Origin of the sequence: Komagataeibacter oboediens (assembly GCF_018491655.1) — a bacterium.
GTDB lineage: Bacteria > Pseudomonadota > Alphaproteobacteria > Acetobacterales > Acetobacteraceae > Komagataeibacter > Komagataeibacter oboediens.
On record NZ_JABLUU010000007.1, the window covers coordinates 81594 to 97986 of the forward strand.

A 16393-nucleotide genomic window follows, 5' to 3' on the forward strand; every position below is an offset into this window, starting at 1 on the left:
CAGTCGCCCCGCATCGATAACCTGGCTGAATATGTTCAGATACAATCAGGGGTAGAAAAGTATTTTCTTGATTACAACCGCTTGCCATTCCGGCGCATGAAATAAATATAAATCTGTATTATCCCCATATGGAACAGGCCGGCAGGGCGCTACAGCCGACCGCTCCCGTCAGTTTCGAACTGACATAAAAAAGGGGGAGATGCATTGCTGCACCTCCCCCTTTCCGGCATGGCGTCCGGCCTGCATCAACAGGCCAGACAGTCCATCTGGTATCAGTTCTCGGCGTTACGACGACGGATCGCGGCACCCAGAATGTCACCCAGCGAAGCCCCGCTATCGGACGAACCGTAGTCGGAGATGGCCTGCTTGTCTTCCTCGACCTCACGGCCACGGATGGTCAGGGCCAGCTTGCGGGCTGCGCGGTCAACCGACACGACCTTCGCATCGACGCGTTCACCAACGGCGAAACGCTCCGGACGCTGGTCGGCCTTGTCACGGGCCAGTTCTGCACGGCGGATGAAGCCGGTCAGCACATCATCAACCTTCACCTCGATGCCGTTCGACTGAACAGCGGTGACGATGCAGGTCACGATCGCGCCCTTCTGCACCTTACTCAGCGTGTCAGCAGCGGGGTCTTCCTGCAGCTGCTTGATGCCCAGCGAGATACGTTCCTTCTCCACGTCCACATCCAGAACCTTGGCCTTCACGACCTGGCCCTTTTCGTAGTGGCTCATGGCGACTTCGCCCGGCTCGTCCCAGGACAGGTCGGACATGTGAACCATGCCGTCGATGTCTGCGGACAGGCCAATGAACAGGCCGAATTCGGTGATGTTGCGGATCTCGCCTTCCACCACGGAACCAACCTTGTGTTCCTCGGCGAACTGCTCCCACGGGTTGCGCTGCACCTGCTTCAGGCCCAGCGAGATGCGGCGCTTCGCGCTGTCCACATCCAGAACCATCACGTCGACTTCCTGCGAAGTGGCGACGATCTTGCCCGGATGGACGTTCTTCTTCGTCCAGGACATTTCGGACACGTGCACCAGACCTTCGACGCCCGGCTCCAGTTCCACGAATGCACCGTAGTCGGTGATGTTCGTGACGCGGCCGGTGTAGCGGGCACCCGGCGGGTACTTGATCGCCACGTTTTCCCACGGGTCAGCTTCAAGCTGCTTCATGCCCAGCGAGATACGCTGCGTGTCGGGGTTGAAGCGGATGACCTGTACGCGGACCGGCTGGCCGATCTGCAGGGCTTCGGACGGGTGGTTGATGCGCTTCCATGCGATATCCGTCACATGCAGCAGGCCATCGACGCCGCCGAGGTCCACGAACGCACCGTAATCGGTGATGTTCTTGACCACGCCATCGAGGATCATGCCTTCCTTCAGGCCCTGGATCAGTTCGCTGCGCTGTTCCGCACGGGTTTCTTCCAGAACCGCACGACGCGACACGACGATGTTGCCACGCGCACGATCCATCTTCAGGATCTGGAACGGCTGGGGCACACCCATCAGCGGGGTCACGTCGCGCACGGGGCGGATGTCCACCTGGCTGCCGGGCAGGAACGCCATCGCGCCGCCCAGGTCAACGGTGAAGCCACCCTTGACGCGGCCATAGATGGTGCCGTTGACGCGCTGGTTGTTCTCGAACGCCTTTTCAAGGTTCGACCAGGCTTCCTCGCGGCGGGCCTTTTCGCGCGACAGGACGATGGACCCGTCACGGTCTTCGTACCGCTCGACAAACAGTTCGATAACGTCACCCGGCTTGACATCGGGGGTTACACCCGGCGGGCCGAATTCTTTCAGGGCGACGCGCCCTTCGCTTTTCAGGCCGACATCGACGATCGCGTATTCATCCGTCAGGCGGACGACGCGACCGGTGACAACGGAACCGTCAAACGCGGAGTCGCGACCAAGGGTTTCCTCAAGAAGGGCGGCAAAGTCCTCGCCACCCTTATGGTCGGCGACGGGCTGTGTTGTGGCTGAAGCCATGAGCTACTCGTAAATCCTGTAACCCTGTGCCACGCATGGGTGGACAGGGACAATCCTGCGCCCCCGCGTGCCCGCGCATGCGGGACATATGGGAACGGCTTGCCCGGCGGATATGCCACGACACGGTCGCGGCGCGCCTGACGGCCAATATTGAAACGCCATACCCCGCGCCACACGGGCGCGTGGGGCATATACCGTTGAGCACAGACACCCTATGGGCGGCGCATGTCAATAAAAACCCGCGATATGGGACCGGGTTCCCGCATAAAATCGTCCTAGCGCGTCATGCGCGCCACGATCCGCAGGGCTTCGGCCAGCACGTCATCCGCGCTCAGGCCATCAGTCTCGATGCGCACGGCGTCCTCGGCCGCGCGCAGGGGGGCGACGGCACGTTCTGAATCGGCCCGGTCCCGCGCCGCGATTTCGTGCTCGACACGGGTAATCTGTTCCTCGCGGTCGGGCGCGGCGGGATCGGTCGCAAGCTGTTCCCACCGCCGCGTGGCCCGCGTGCGCGGGGAAGCCGTGATGAACAGCTTGACCGAGGCATCGGGGAAAATGACGGTCCCGATATCGCGTCCATCCAGAACCGCACCATGTTCGCCTGCAAAACGCCGTTGCACGTCAACCAGCACGCGACGCACGGCGGGCTGTGCCGCGACAAGGCTGGCCGCGCGATCGACCTCGGGCACGCGCAGGTCGGTCCGGCTGAGGTCCTCCAGCCCGACACTGGCGGCAAATTCCTCCGCCGCCCCCTGTGCGGGGTCATGGCCCGCATCAATCATCCGTCGCCCCGTCGCGCGATACAGCAGCCCCGTATCGAGATATGGCAGGTCGAGCGCCTGCGCCAGCCGCTTCGCAAGGGTGCCCTTGCCTGCCGCCGCAGGGCCGTCAACCGCTATGACCAGCCGCCGGGTCATGCCGCAAGCCCGGCGCCGATGCTGTTCATGAGCGTGATGAAACCGGGGAAGCTGGTATCGATGAACGCGGTATCGTCAACGGAAACCGGCTTGCCCGCCGCAAGGCCCATGACGATGGCACTCATGGCCAGGCGATGATCCATGCGCGTTTGGACCAGTCCGCCACCGGGGATCGCGCCCCCCGTGCCATGCACGATCATGTCATCGCCCACAACCTCGACCTTCACGCCATTGGCTTCCAGCAGGGCGACCGTGGCGGCAAGGCGGTCGCTTTCCTTCACCCGCAGTTCCTCCAGCCCGCGAAAGCGCGACTGCCCCGTGGCATGGGCCGCGACCACCGCAAGGACAGGGTATTCGTCAATCATGGACGGCGCACGGGTGGCGGGCACGTCCACGCCATGCAGCGCGCCTGCGGTGGCGGTGATGTCGCCCACGGGCTCGCCCCCTTCCACGCGTTCGTTGCTGATGACCAGATCGGCGCCCATTTCCTTCAGCGAGGTGAACAGTCCGGTGCGTAGCGGGTTCAGCCCCACGCCACGCACGCTGACTGCCGACCCCGGCACCAGCAGGGCCGCCGCCAGCACAAAAGCCGCCGATGACGGATCGCCCGGCACCACGATATCACGCGCGACCAGTTCGGGCCTGCCCTGCAGGGTAATGACCCGGCCACCCGCCCCCATGGGTTCGACATGCACGCTCGCACCGAAATGACGCAGCATGTTTTCGGTATGGTCACGGGTTGCCACGGGTTCTTCCACCCGGGTCTCGCCCTGTGCATTCAGCCCCGCCAGCAGCACGGCCGACTTCACCTGCGCTGACGCCACCGGCAGGCGGTAGGACAGCGGCGGCGGGTTGGCGTTTCCCTGTATGGCCAGTGGCAGACGCCCGCCCTGACGCGACAGGAACACGGCACCCGTCGCCGCCAGCGGGTCCATCACCCGCTTCATCGGGCGGCCACGCAGGCTGGCGTCGCCCGTCATGACCGAGGTGAAGCCGTGGCTGGCCAGAATGCCCGACAGCAGCCGCGCCGCCGTGCCCGAATTGCCCATATCCAGCACATCCGCCGGTTCATGCAGCCCGTCCAGACCGCAGCCCCGAACCGTCCATGTTCCCGCGCCTGTGCGGGTGATGTCCGCCCCCAGCGCGCGCATGGCGTCCGCGGTGCGCAGCACGTCCTCGCCTTCCAGCAGGCCGGTGATGTGGGTCGTGCCACGCGCAAGGGCCGCGAACATCAGCGAACGGTGGCTGATTGATTTGTCACCCGGAACCTGGACCGAACCGGAAAGGGGCGCGCGCGGGGCATGGACCGTCAGCGCGCGGACGGAAGATTGGACATGATCGGTTTTCATACGCCATCCAATTCCGTATTCCGGGTGGCAAAGTCAATCGCAGATCGGCATGATCGTCCTACCGGCGCATGCCCCGGTGTTTGACATTCCGCCTACAAACTGGCATGGGGCTGCGCCTTTTGCCACTTCCGGATATCGTGGCTTCATTCATAATCAAAACAGGATCGACAGGTTCAAGATGGCTCAGTCCAACCTCGGCACCAAACGTGTCTGTGTCTCCTGCAGCGCCCGTTTCTACGATCTGAACAAGAATCCGGCCGTCTGCCCCAAATGCGGCGCTGAACAGCCCGTGGAACTGCCCCGCGTCCGTCGCCCGGTGGAAGCTGCCCCCGAATCCAAGCCCAAGACGGCTGATAACGCGCTTGAGAACGACGTCGATGTCGATCTGGACACCGACGCCGATGATGATGATGACACCGTCCTGCCCGACGATGCGGGCCTTGATGACGACGATGACGACGACATCAGCAGCGCCGACATCGACGTGAAGACCGACAAGGACGACCACGACAACTGACCTGATCCGGCCCGGAGCACACCGCCCCGGGCCGTTTTTGCATCAGGCGTCGGGATTGCGGCGTTCAATCTCGACCCCGACCGATTCGGCATCGTCGAAAATATCGAGCTTTTCCACGCAGACGCGCGCGATGCGGACACGCCTGTCCGCCAGCACGCCCGCTGCGATTCGTTCGGCCAGTGTTTCCACCAGCGCGACATGGCCCTGCGCCACCAGTTCGCGCACCAGCAGCACCACACGTTCATATGATACCGTGCGCCCCAGGTCATCCGGGCCCACCTCCAGCGTCGTACTGTCCGGCACGCCAAAGGCCACGTTGACCCGGATACGCTGGGTCACCCCCTGTTCATGTTCAAACACGCCGATATGGGCATCCAGCACCATATTGCGCACAAACAGGCAGCGCAGGGGCTGCGACCCGTTCCATGACGGCAGCACGGACATGATGTTTCCTGTCGGTTGGGGTGTTCAGGCGGGACGCGACGCCGGGGACCACTGCATATGCTGCCCCCCGTCCAGGGCGAGCATCTGCCCCGTCACGGATGGCAGGCATAGCAGCGAAAGCGCCGCGCGCGCGATTTCATCCGGCGTCGCCCCATACCCCAGCGGGACGGAGGCGCATTGCCGGGCGAACTGTTCCGCCGTCTGTCTGGGCGTGGGCAGCACCGGACCGGGACCAATGGCGTTGACCCGGATCCGGCGCGGCGCCAGCGCCAGCGCCATGGTCTGGGTCAGTGTCCATAACGCGGCCTTGGACATGGTATAGCTGACAAAATGCGGGGTCAGCGACCACACGCGTTCATCCAGCATGTTCAGCACCATGCCCTCAGCCCCCTGCGGCAGCAGGCGGGCGAATTCCTGGATCAGGACAAAGGGCGCGCGGGTGTTGGGTTCCATATGGGCATCCCAGCCCGCCCGCGTGGCGTCATCCCATTCATCGCGGCGGAAGGTGCTGGCATTGTTCACCAGCACGCCCACCGGCCCCAATGCCTGCGTGACAGCAGGCAGCAGGGGATGGACCGATTCCTCCCACGACAGGTCGGCCTGAACGACATGGGTCCTGCGGCCCAGCGCCCGGATGTCCGATGCCGTCCTGTCGGCGGCACTGGCGGATTCGTTGTAATGGATGGCAATGTCAAAACCCGCGCGCGCCAGTTCCAGCGCAATGGCGCAGCCCAGGCGGGCAGCGCCCCCCGTTACCAGCGCCACGCGCGGGATGGCGGGCGACACCGGCCATGGGAACGGCCCGGTCATGCCGGCCTGCGCGCCATGATGGCAGCGGCAAGCGTGCCGTCATCCAGCACGTCCAACGCACCGCCCACCGGCACGCCCTGCCCCACGCGGCTGACCTGCACATCAAAGCGGGCGAGGCGTTCATGCAGCCAGTGCATGGTGGTCGCCCCCTCCACCGTGGTGCCCAGCGCAAGGATCACTTCGCGCACCCCGCCTGCGGCGATACGGTCGAACAGGGGCTGCACATTCAGGTCATCCGGTCCCATGCCTGACAGGGCGGACAGTGTGCCGCCCAGCACCTGGTACACGCCCCGATGCACGCCCGCACGTTCCAGCGCCCACAGGTCGCCCACGTTTTCCACCACGCAGACCAGCCCGTCATCACGCGCCGGGTCCGCACAGATGCCGCACGGGTCGGTGGTATCAAGGTTGCCGCAGGTCGAACAGGTCCGCACAGCGCGGGCCGCCTGCTCCATTGCCTCGGCAAGAGGCAGCATCCGTGCATGGGGCTGACGCAGCAGGGCAAGGGCCGCGCGCCGGGCGGACCGCGGCCCCAGTCCCGGCAGGCGGCCCAACAGGGTCACCAGCCGGTCAATTTCGCCCCTGCCGCTCATTCATATCCCCCGGTGTTACGGATCAGAACGGGAATTTCATCCCGCCCGGCAGGCTCAGGCCGCCCGTGACCTTCTTCATTTCCTCGCTGGCGGTGGCGTCCAGCTTCTTGCGGGCATCAGCACTGGCCGCAAGGATCAGGTCCTGCAGCATTTCCATCTCGGCCGGGTCCGCCAGCTTGGGGTCGATACGGATCGCCTTCATGTCGCCCTTGCCGTTCATGGTAATGGTCACCATGCCTGCGCCCGCGCTGCCTTCAATCGTCATGTCTTCCAGCTTGGCCTGCATTTCTTCCATGCGGGCCTGCATCTGCGTGGCCTGTTTCATCAGGCCGGCAAGATTTTTCATATTCAGTTCCTCTCTTCAGGCAAAATCATCTGCATCCAGATCGTCCTCTTCTACCAGATCGGCATCAAGAGGCGCGAATTCGAGATCCGGAGCCAAATTCTGGACCGCCATTTCTTCCGGGGGCAGGCCGTAATCATCAAGCGCATGGTCCGTGACCTCACCAAGGCGGGCCGTGGGGAAAACCTGCATCGCGGCCTGCACCAGCGGGTGGGCCTGTGCTGCCGCGCGGTGAAGCTGGATGATCTCCGCCCCCTGTTCGGCCAGGGTTGCCTCCCCTTCTGCCTCCGACAGGCGGACCTGCCATGCGGGATCGCCTGTGCCTTCGCGCAGTATGGTTTCCAGACGCCGGGCCAGACCCGGCAGGCTGTTGCGCTCGACACGGATCTCGATCAGGGGCGGGGCAAAGGACACCAGATGCGTCGCATGCCGCAGGTGACCATGCAGCATGGCGTCACGGCCAGAAACGAATGCCACGGTCTCGCGCCATGTCCGCGGCGGGGCGAGCGGTTCCGGCGCGGGAGCGGTTTCCTCGACCCTGCCGGTCCGGGGTGCTGCGGGACGTGGCGTGCCCTCAACCCGCATGCCGCCATTGGCCACCATGCGGATCGCGCCCCCATCGCCCCCGACGGGCGGCCCGCCGGCCACGGGCGGCGCGGAAACCGCCGGGCCGGACGCGCTGTTGTCCCCACCCGCAGGCTCCGACACGTGCAGGGGGGCCGTCTCCGCATCCTGCCCCAGCATCTTGCGCACAAGATCACCCGGCGGCGGCAGGTCGGCCACGTAACACAGGCGGATCAGCACCATTTCGGCGGCCTGCCTGCGATCAGGGGCCTGTTCCACTTCTGACAGGCCCTTGAGCAGCATCTGCCATGTCCGCCCCAGCACCGGCACGGGCACACGTTCAGCCAGGGCAGCACCCCGCTGGCGTTCAGCTTCGGGCAGTTCGGGGTTGTCGCGCAGCGCCGGAATCGCCTTGATGCGCGACACCGTGTGGACCAGTTCCAGCACATCCCCCAGCATCACGCCCAGGTCACCGCCACGCACATAGACATCTGCCGTAATGGCCAGCGCCCGATCGGGTTTTCCCTCCAGCACCGCATCCAGCAGGTCAAACACCAGCCCGCGATCCGCCAGCCCCAGCATGCCCGCCACAAGATCCACGCCAATGGGGGCTGCATCCGTGCCGCCTTCCCCATCCAGCGTGCCTTGGGCAATGGCCTGATCCAGCAGCGACAGCCCGTCACGCACCGACCCGTCCGCAGCCCGCGCAATGAGTGACAGGGCATCGGGAGAAAAGCGGACATGTTCGGCCTGCGCCACGCGGTCGAAATGTGCGGCCAGTTCCACCTGCGGCACACGGCGCAGGGCAAACGTCTGGCAGCGTGACAGGACGGTGACCGGCACCTTGCGCAGTTCGGTGGTCGCGAAAATGAAGGTGACCTGTGCGGGCGGTTCCTCCAGCGTCTTGAGCAATGCATTGAACGCATTGCGCGAAAGCATGTGCACTTCATCGATGATGAACACCTTCATGCGTCCCTGCATGGGACGGAATCGGGTGGCTTCGATGATCTCGCGCACGTCATCGACACCGGTGCGCGACGCGGCATCCATTTCCAGCACATCGGGGTGCCGGTCCGCCAGGATGGCGACACAGTTGGGGCAGACGCCGCACGGGTCGGCCGTGGGGCCGCCCCTGCCATCCGGCCCGGTGCAGTTCAGGGCACGCGCGATGATCCGCGCCGTGGTGGTCTTGCCCACGCCGCGCACGCCCGTCAGCATGAACGCATGCGCGACACGCCCCAGCGCAAAGGCGTTGCGCAGGATTCGGACGGTGGTTTCCTGTCCGATCAGGTCATCAAAGGTGGTGGGGCGATATTTCCGGGCCAGTACCCGGTAGGGCGCGGCAGGGGCGACATCCTGCATGGCCGGTGCGGGCGGCTGCGGTGCGTCACCAAAAAGTCCGGGGCCGTCTGCGGGCGGCGCAGGCAGCCCGGCCTCCTCGGAACGATCCTGATCCGACGGGACGGTCATTGATGCATCCGGGCTGGAGAAGTGGCGATCGCGCGTAAAGCGCCATGGCGACACGGAAACTTTCGGGTGGAAGACCGGCCATAACCCGGACGAAACTCACTACGGCTGCTTCCTTCCGGACCTGACCAGGTTAGCAAGGTATCCGTCTACAACCGATCTCCCGAGCGGGTTCTAACACATACACCCGCCCCATGCACAAGGGGGCGATGGAAAAAATCGCGCCCCTTCCCCTTATTCCCCGACAGCGGCACCGGACTGGTGGCGCATGTCCGCCCCGCCATAATAACGGGCCTGTCCGGCCCTGCCGATCCGTGGGCCACCCGAAAGAATGCTTTCGGCCAGCCCCCACGGGGCATGTTCCTCGATATGGTAGCCTTCACGCGTCAGGGTGCGCACCACGGCGGGCGACAGCGCGCCATGTTCCACCTGCACCACATCGGGCTGCCACTGTTCATGGATACGCGGCAGGTCAACCGCCTGCTGCACATCCAGCCCGTAATCGATCATACCCGTCAGCACCGACAGGATGATGGTGGGAATGCGCGACCCGCCCGGGCTACCCACCACCATGACCGGCTGCCCCCCACGGGAAACAATGGTGGGGGCCATGGATGAAAGCGGCGTCTTGCCCGGGGCGATGGCATTGGCGGCACTGCCAACAATGCCGAACATGTTCGGCGCGCCCGGACGGCTGGAGAAGTCATCCATTTCATCATTCATCACGATGCCGGTGCGCCCCGCGACGACCCCCGCCCCGAACCAGCCATTCAGCGTATAGGTCACGGCCACCGCCGTGCCGTCCTGATCCGCGATGGAATAATGGGTGGTTTCTTCCTTTTCGGGCTCCGCAACACCCGGGTGCAGGCTGGCGGATGACACGGCATGATTCAGCGGCAGGGCCCGACGGACCTGCTGCGCATAGGCCGGGTCGATCAGGTGCGCGACCGGGTTGTTCACGAAGGCCGGGTCGCCCAGATCCTGCCGGTCGGCATAGGCATGGCGCATGGCCTCGACCTCACGCTGCACGCCCGCCGCCGTATGCAGCCCCAGGGCGTGCAGGTCATAACCGGACAGGATGTTCAGCATTTCGCATAATGCGACGCCCCCCCCGCTGGGCGGTGGCGCGGTATCGATGTGGTAGCCACGGTATTCACATGACAGCGGCGCCATCATGCGCGTGTGGTAACTGGTAAAATCCTTGCGCGACAGGATCCCGCCGCCCTTGCGGCTGCTTTTGACGATTTCCTTCGCAACCGGGCCGTCATAGAACGCCCGCGCGCCATCGCGCGCGATCCGTTCCAATGTGCGGGCCAGATCAGCCTGCACCAGCCGTTCGCCCGCAGCCAGCGGCGTGCCATCGGGATGCAGGAAAATCGCGCGTGCGTAGGGGTCTTTGGCAAACGCTGCCGTCGCGGTGTGCAGCAGGTCGACATCGCTCTGCTTCAGGATGAAACCGTCACGCGCAAGGGCGATGGCCGGGGCCATGACATCGGCGCGCGACAGCCTGCCCCAGCGGCCGTGCACCTCCTCCATCCCCGCCACGGTACCCGGCACGGCCACCGACCGCCAGCCCGCGGTGGATGCCCCGGCAATGACCTGACCCGATGCATCCTGGTACATGGTGGGCGTCGCCGCGCCCGGCGCATGTTCGCGGAAATCAATAAAAGTGACATGCCCATCCGGCGTGCGCAGGGTCATGAACCCCCCGCCACCGATATTACCCGCTGCGGGATAGACCACGGCCAGCGCGTAACCCACGGCGACGGCGGCATCCACCGCATTCCCCCCGCGCGCCATGATGTCGGCACCGACGCGGGATGCGAGATCCTGCGCGCTGACCACCATCGCATGCTGTCCCGGCGTGGGGGCCAGCCCGACAGCCTGCCCGGTGCGTGTCGTCTCAAAGGCCAGCGGGTCGCTTACCGCGGCCTGTCCCGCATCCGGCACGACCGCCACAAGGCACGCAAAAAGGGCGGCGCTGTACCGCAGGCTACGGGAAAAGGACATGTTGGCTCCGTTATTGATAATCCGTTCCGGCGCTGCCTTCCCCCGAACCACCCGTTGCAGGGGAAGCCAGCCCCTATGCGACCGGGTAAGGCGGACAGGTATAGCCCGCAGGCGAAAGGGTGAAGACCTCACACCCGTCTTCCGTCACACCCAGCATGTGTTCGAACTGGGCCGACAGGGAACGGTCGCGGGTGACGGCAGTCCAGCCATCCTCAAGGATCTTCACATCGGAACGGCCGGTATTGAGCATCGGTTCGATGGTGAAGAACATGCCCGGACGCAGGACCAGCCCCTCACCGGGGCGGCCGTAATGCAGCACGTTGGGGGGCGCATGGAAGGTGCGTCCGATCCCATGACCGCAGAAATCCTGCACCACGGAAAAACGGCGTGCCTCGGCATAGGTCTGGATGATGTGCCCGATATCCCCCAGCGTCGCCCCCGGCCGCACGGCATCGATGGACAGCATGAGGGATTCGTACGTCGCCTCAATCAGCTTCTGCGCCTTTATGGGCACCTTGCCGACGGTGTACATACGGCTGGTATCGCCATACCAGCCATCAAGGATAACGGTCACATCGATATTGAGGATGTCGCCGTCCTTCAGTTCCCGCTCACCCGGTATGCCGTGGCAGACAACGTGGTTGATCGAGATGCAGCTGGATGCGGGATACCCCCGGTAACCCAGCGTCGCGGGCACCGAGCCATTGGCAATCATGAAATCGTGGATCAGCCTGTCCAGCGCGCCCGTGGTGACCCCGGCGCGCACATGCGGCGTGATCATGTCCAGCGTCCGTGCGGCAAGCTGGCCTGCGGCACGCATCCCGGCAAAATCCTCCGGGGAGTGGATCTGCACCCCACCGCCGCGCATATCGCCTTCCATGGCGTTATCCTTTCCTGTGTTCGACACATGACCACCCGCCCGCAGTCATGAAGGGGACAACAGGAACACGTCTGACACGCCTGCCAGCCGCACCGGATGGATGATGATGCCTTCTATACAGCGCCCACATCGCGCTGTCAGCTTCGCGCCTTCGCATGGGTATGCGTGGCATGGGCGACATGTCCCATTCCCACCAGATGCACATGGGCGCGCACCGGTGCGGGGTGGATATGCGCGACCGTGCCATGTCCGCGCCGGATGCGGGCGTAGCCTGCAGGAATCGCGGGGGCTTCAGCCACCTCGTCAGGCTGCACGGGGTTCAGCCGCGCGCTGGCAAGGCGTACGTTGTGCGTGCTGCCATGCCGCGCCACCACGGCACCGCCACCCGCACGCGCCAGCAGCAGCGGACGCATGGCGGGATGGGCGACAGGCGCGACACCTTCCGCCTGGAAGCTGCTGTCGAGCAGTGCGGTCATGGTCGCGTTGCGGCGGCTGTTGGACTTCGCCCCCATCACCACACCGATCAGGCGCACGTTGTCACGCACGGCAGATGTCACGAGGTTATGCCCCGCTTCACCGGTATAGCCGGTCTTCAGCCCGTCCGCGCCGGGATACGCGCCCAGCATCGGGTCATGGTTGGGCACTTCATGCCCATGGAAATAGAATCCGGGCACCGCGAAATAATGATAGTACTCGCCATAATCCACGATCAGGTGCCGCGCCAGCACCGCAAGGTCGCGGGCGGATGTCATCTGTTCCGGATTCGGCAGGCCCGACGCATTACGGAACACGGTGTCATACATGCCAAGGCGACCGGCCTCGCGCGTCATCATCGCGGCGAAGCGGGTTTCATCGCCACCGCCCAGGAATTCACCCAGCGCGCAGGCGGCGTCATTGGCGGATTTGGTGACCAGCGCCAGCACGGCCTGTTCCACCGTAAGCGTGCTGCCAGGCCGCAGGCCCAGCTTGGACGGTTCCATGGACGCCGCGTGCACCGATACCGGCATCTCCTGATCCAGCGTGACCTGCCCTGTCCGCACGGCCTTGAAAGTCAGGTACAGCGTCATAAGCTTTGTCAGGCTGGCAGGGTAACGCCGCAGGTCTGGATCCTGCTGTGACAGGACGGCGCCGGTACGGGCGTCAAGCACGATCGTGCTGACCTGACCGACATACTGGGCACGGGCGGCATGCATACCGCCCAGGCCGACACACAGGCCGACGGTCGCGGTGACCTTCAGGCGGGACAGGCGGGACAGGGGCATACGGCTCATGGAATGGTGAAACCTGCGCGTGCAATGACATTCATACGGCTTCCGAGCGCACGGTAATTATCCGGCACCCCTCCATCCATTCATGGGTTGCTTGGCTGCAACCATTCTAAAAGAAAGGTTTTCTATTCGTCCAGAGCGTATTTCCATCCCCGTCCCATGCGGGGACCGGATGGCACGGGGCGCGGATTGCAAAAAAATCCTTGCCACCCTGCTGCGCCACCCCTTTCAACCGACGGCAAAGTTCCAATATGGTACCTGTCATGTCTGCTATTGCTCGCGCTTCCCTTCCCCGCCCCGTGTCGTCGCCCGAAATGGGCGGCACGTATCCGCACGGACATGGCGGCAACACGCCGCCACGCCGCAACGGCGGGCAGGATTCCCCCCCCGGCAATGATGACGGCATGATCGACGTGGTCATCCGCACCCGCCCACAGACCCGCAAACCGGCGATGTACAAAGTGCTGATGCTGAACGACGATTACACACCCATGGAATTCGTGGTGCATGTGCTGGAGCGTTTTTTCCAGAAAAACCGCGAGGAAGCGACCGACATCATGCTGCATGTTCACAAACGTGGCGTCGGCGTGTGCGGGGTCTTTACGTATGAGGTTGCCGAAACCAAAGTAACACAGGTGATGGACCTGGCGCGCCAGAACCAGCACCCGCTGCAATGCACCATCGAAAAGGACTGACCCCACGGACAAGCGCATCTTACCGCCCCCACCGCGATCCGATCGCGTTCCATGGCATTTTGTGCTGGCATTTCCGCCACAACGGGGCAAGGATTGTCCAGACTTACCGGTTATGATCTCCGGGGCCCGGATGGCCCCTCTTGAAAAAGGAGCGTCTCGGCATGTTGTCACGTAATCTTGAACAGACGCTTCACCGTGCGCTGACACTGGCCGGCGACCGCCGGCACGAATACGCAACGCTTGAACACCTCCTGCTCGCCCTGATCGATGACCCGGATGCCGTGACGGTATTCCGCGCCTGCGGGGTGGACCTGACCAAGCTGCGCACCGACCTGACCGACTTCCTTGACAAGGACCTCGCGGGACTCGCCGCAGACCGTACCGTTGATCCCAAGCCCACCGCCGCCTTCCAGCGCGTGATCCAGCGCGCTGCGATCCACGTGCAGTCCACCGGGCGGGACGAGGTGACGGGTGCCAACGTGCTGGTCGCCCTGTTCGCCGAACGCGAAAGCCACGCCGTCTATTTCCTGCAGTTGCAGGACATGACGCGGCTGGATGCGGTCAACTTCATTTCCCACGGTATTGCCAAGGCGCCTGACCGCTCCACGCGCCGGCCTGTCGCGGGCAGCGCCCCGGAAGGGAACGAAAACGAGGAACGCGGCAAGACCGGGCAGAAAAGTCAGGATGCACTGTCCACCTACTGCACCAACCTCAACGAGAAGGCGCAGGAGGGCAAGGTTGACCCGCTGATCGGTCGCGACTCCGAAATCGAGCGCACGATCCAGATCCTGTGCCGCCGCACCAAGAACAACCCGCTGTACGTGGGCGACCCCGGCGTGGGCAAGACCGCCATTGCCGAAGGGCTGGCCAAGCGCATTGTCGAAGGTGACGTGCCCGAAGTGCTGCTCAACGCCACGATCTATTCGCTGGACATGGGCGCGCTGCTGGCGGGCACCCGCTACCGTGGCGATTTCGAGGAGCGGCTGAAGGCGGTCGTGACCGAACTCGACAACAATCCCGGCTCCATCCTGTTCATTGACGAAATCCATACCGTCATTGGGGCGGGGGCGACGTCGGGCGGGGCCATGGATGCGTCCAACCTGCTCAAGCCCGCGCTGGCCGCCGGCACGCTGCGCTGCATGGGTTCGACCACCTACAAGGAATACCGTCAGCATTTTGAAAAGGACCGCGCACTGGTGCGCCGGTTCCAGAAGATTGATGTTGCGGAGCCGACAGTCGATGATGCGGTGCAGATCCTGCGCGGCCTGAAGGTCAATTACGAAAAGCATCACAAGGTGCGCTACACCGATGATGCGATCCGTGGCGCGGTGGAACTGTCCGCCAAGTACATCCACGACCGCAAGCTGCCGGACAAGGCCATCGACGTCATTGACGAAGTTGGCGCGTCACGCATGCTGGTGCCTGAAAACCGCCGTCGCAAGACGATCACGCTGAAGGACGTGGAGGATATCGTCGCCAAGATCGCGCGCATTCCGCCCAAGAGCGTGTCGTCCGATGACAAGGAAACGCTGCGTTCGCTGGAGCGTGACCTCAAGGGCATGGTCTACGGGCAGGACAAGGCGATCGAGGCCCTGACGGCTGCGATCAAGCTGTCACGCGCCGGCCTGCGTGATCCGGAAAAGCCTATTGGCAACTATCTGTTCTCCGGCCCCACGGGTGTCGGCAAGACGGAAGTGGCCAAGCAGCTTGCCAGTACGCTGGGGATCGAGCTGATCCGCTTCGACATGTCGGAATACATGGAACGGCATTCGATCTCGCGCCTGATCGGCGCGCCGCCGGGCTATGTCGGCTTCGACCAGGGAGGCCTGCTGACCGACGCCATCGACCAGCACCCGCACGCGGTCCTGCTGCTGGATGAAATCGAGAAGGCGCACCAGGATCTGTATAATGTCCTGCTGCAGGTGATGGACCATGGACGGCTGACCGACCATAACGGCAAGACGGTCGATTTCCGCAACGTGGTCCTGATCATGACCACCAATGCGGGCGCTGCCGACCTGAGCAAGGAGGCGATCGGCTTCGGTCGCACCAGTCGCGAGGGCGAGGACGAGGATGCGATCAAGCGCCTGTTCACGCCGGAATTCCGTAACCGGCTGGATGCGATCATTCCGTTTGCCAACCTGTCGCCGCATGTGGTGGACCGGGTGGTGGAAAAGTTCATCTTCCAGCTTGAAGCCCAGTTGGCGGACCGCAACGTGATGATCGAAATCTCGTCCGCTGCGCGCGAATGGCTGGCGGAACGGGGATATGACCGCCTGTATGGCGCCCGCCCACTGGGCCGCGTCATTCAGGAACACATCAAGAAGCCGCTGGCGGAAGAACTGCTGTTCGGCAGGCTGACCAAAGGGGGCGTGGCCAAGATCACGCTCAAGGACGGGAAGCTGGACTTCGAATACATCTCGCAGGCGGACAATTCCTCCGCTGAAGGGGATGAAGGCGACAGCACGCGTGAAGCGGAAGCTGCCGACTGATACAGGCCCCTTGCGGGCATTGACTGAAAATGACAGGGACCAGAAATGGTCCCTGT

Annotated in this window: 14 protein-coding genes and 1 other RNA gene; 3 read left to right on the forward strand and 12 right to left on the reverse strand. The window is 64.1% G+C overall.

Annotated elements, in window-relative coordinates:
* Positions 1 to 272: 272 nt before the first annotated feature.
* The 3 genes from rpsA to aroA all read right to left on the reverse strand — a co-directional run bounded on the left by rpsA (position 273) and on the right by aroA (position 4254).
* Positions 273 to 1988, reverse strand: a complete 1716-nt coding sequence (gene rpsA, locus HNO79_RS08130) for a 30S ribosomal protein S1 (RefSeq protein ID WP_010513132.1) — start codon at positions 1986 to 1988, stop codon at positions 273 to 275.
* A 275-nt stretch (positions 1989 to 2263) separates the two neighbouring features.
* Positions 2264 to 2905 (reverse strand): (d)CMP kinase, encoded by a 642-nt coding sequence (gene cmk, locus HNO79_RS08135; RefSeq protein WP_214165165.1) that lies wholly within the window; start codon positions 2903 to 2905, stop codon positions 2264 to 2266.
* Complete coding sequence (gene aroA / locus HNO79_RS08140; RefSeq protein ID WP_214165164.1) at positions 2902 to 4254, reverse strand: 3-phosphoshikimate 1-carboxyvinyltransferase; 1353 nt, start codon at positions 4252 to 4254, stop codon at positions 2902 to 2904. Before aroA ends, cmk begins: the two co-directional genes overlap by 4 nt.
* Positions 4255 to 4432: 178 nt before the next feature.
* On the opposite strand from aroA, the gene HNO79_RS08145 reads away from it, so the two are divergent.
* A complete protein-coding gene (locus HNO79_RS08145; RefSeq protein ID WP_029329244.1) occupies positions 4433 to 4771 on the forward strand; it encodes a TIGR02300 family protein in 339 nt (112 codons plus the stop codon).
* 42 nt (positions 4772 to 4813) lie between these two features.
* Here HNO79_RS08145 and folB read toward each other — a convergent pair whose 3' ends face one another.
* The 9 genes from folB to HNO79_RS08190 all read right to left on the reverse strand — a co-directional run bounded on the left by folB (position 4814) and on the right by HNO79_RS08190 (position 13153).
* Entirely contained in the window at positions 4814 to 5215 is a 402-nt protein-coding gene (folB, locus tag HNO79_RS08150) for a dihydroneopterin aldolase (protein ID WP_214165163.1), read from the reverse strand.
* Between the two features lie 24 nt (positions 5216 to 5239).
* On the reverse strand, positions 5240 to 6025 hold the full coding sequence (locus HNO79_RS08155; RefSeq protein WP_214165162.1) for an SDR family oxidoreductase: 786 nt from the start codon (positions 6023 to 6025) through the stop codon (positions 5240 to 5242).
* Entirely contained in the window at positions 6022 to 6618 is a 597-nt protein-coding gene (gene recR / locus HNO79_RS08160; RefSeq protein ID WP_010513139.1) for a recombination mediator RecR, read from the reverse strand. Before recR ends, HNO79_RS08155 begins: the two co-directional genes overlap by 4 nt.
* A gap of 22 nt (positions 6619 to 6640) precedes the next feature.
* Positions 6641 to 6964, reverse strand: a complete 324-nt coding sequence (locus tag HNO79_RS08165) for a YbaB/EbfC family nucleoid-associated protein (RefSeq protein ID WP_010506817.1) — start codon at positions 6962 to 6964, stop codon at positions 6641 to 6643.
* 15 nt (positions 6965 to 6979) lie between these two features.
* Positions 6980 to 8995 carry a DNA polymerase III subunit gamma/tau gene (locus HNO79_RS08170; protein WP_214165161.1) on the reverse strand — a complete coding sequence of 672 codons (2016 nt, stop codon included), beginning with the start codon at positions 8993 to 8995 and terminating at the stop codon, positions 6980 to 6982.
* Positions 8996 to 9061: 66 nt separating this feature from the next.
* Positions 9062 to 9156, reverse strand: an RNA gene (gene ffs, locus HNO79_RS08175) — signal recognition particle sRNA small type.
* Between the two features lie 70 nt (positions 9157 to 9226).
* Positions 9227 to 11002, reverse strand: coding sequence for a gamma-glutamyltransferase (gene ggt, locus HNO79_RS08180; protein ID WP_214165160.1), 1776 nt, complete (start codon positions 11000 to 11002; stop codon positions 9227 to 9229).
* A 73-nt stretch (positions 11003 to 11075) separates the two neighbouring features.
* The gene (map, locus tag HNO79_RS08185) at positions 11076 to 11882 is read right to left on the reverse strand and encodes a type I methionyl aminopeptidase (protein WP_214165159.1); all 807 of its coding nucleotides are present in this window, start codon (positions 11880 to 11882) and stop codon (positions 11076 to 11078) included.
* 137 nt (positions 11883 to 12019) lie between these two features.
* A complete protein-coding gene (locus tag HNO79_RS08190) occupies positions 12020 to 13153 on the reverse strand; it encodes a D-alanyl-D-alanine carboxypeptidase family protein (RefSeq protein WP_214165158.1) in 1134 nt (377 codons plus the stop codon).
* A gap of 311 nt (positions 13154 to 13464) precedes the next feature.
* Here HNO79_RS08190 and clpS point away from each other — a divergent pair, with 311 nt between their 5' ends.
* Together clpS and clpA are read left to right on the forward strand one after the other, a co-directional pair.
* Positions 13465 to 13845 carry an ATP-dependent Clp protease adapter ClpS gene (clpS, locus tag HNO79_RS08195; protein WP_026019524.1) on the forward strand — a complete coding sequence of 127 codons (381 nt, stop codon included), beginning with the start codon at positions 13465 to 13467 and terminating at the stop codon, positions 13843 to 13845.
* A gap of 161 nt (positions 13846 to 14006) precedes the next feature.
* Positions 14007 to 16337 (forward strand): ATP-dependent Clp protease ATP-binding subunit ClpA, encoded by a 2331-nt coding sequence (gene clpA / locus HNO79_RS08200; RefSeq protein ID WP_214165157.1) that lies wholly within the window; start codon positions 14007 to 14009, stop codon positions 16335 to 16337.
* Positions 16338 to 16393 lie beyond the last annotated feature (56 nt).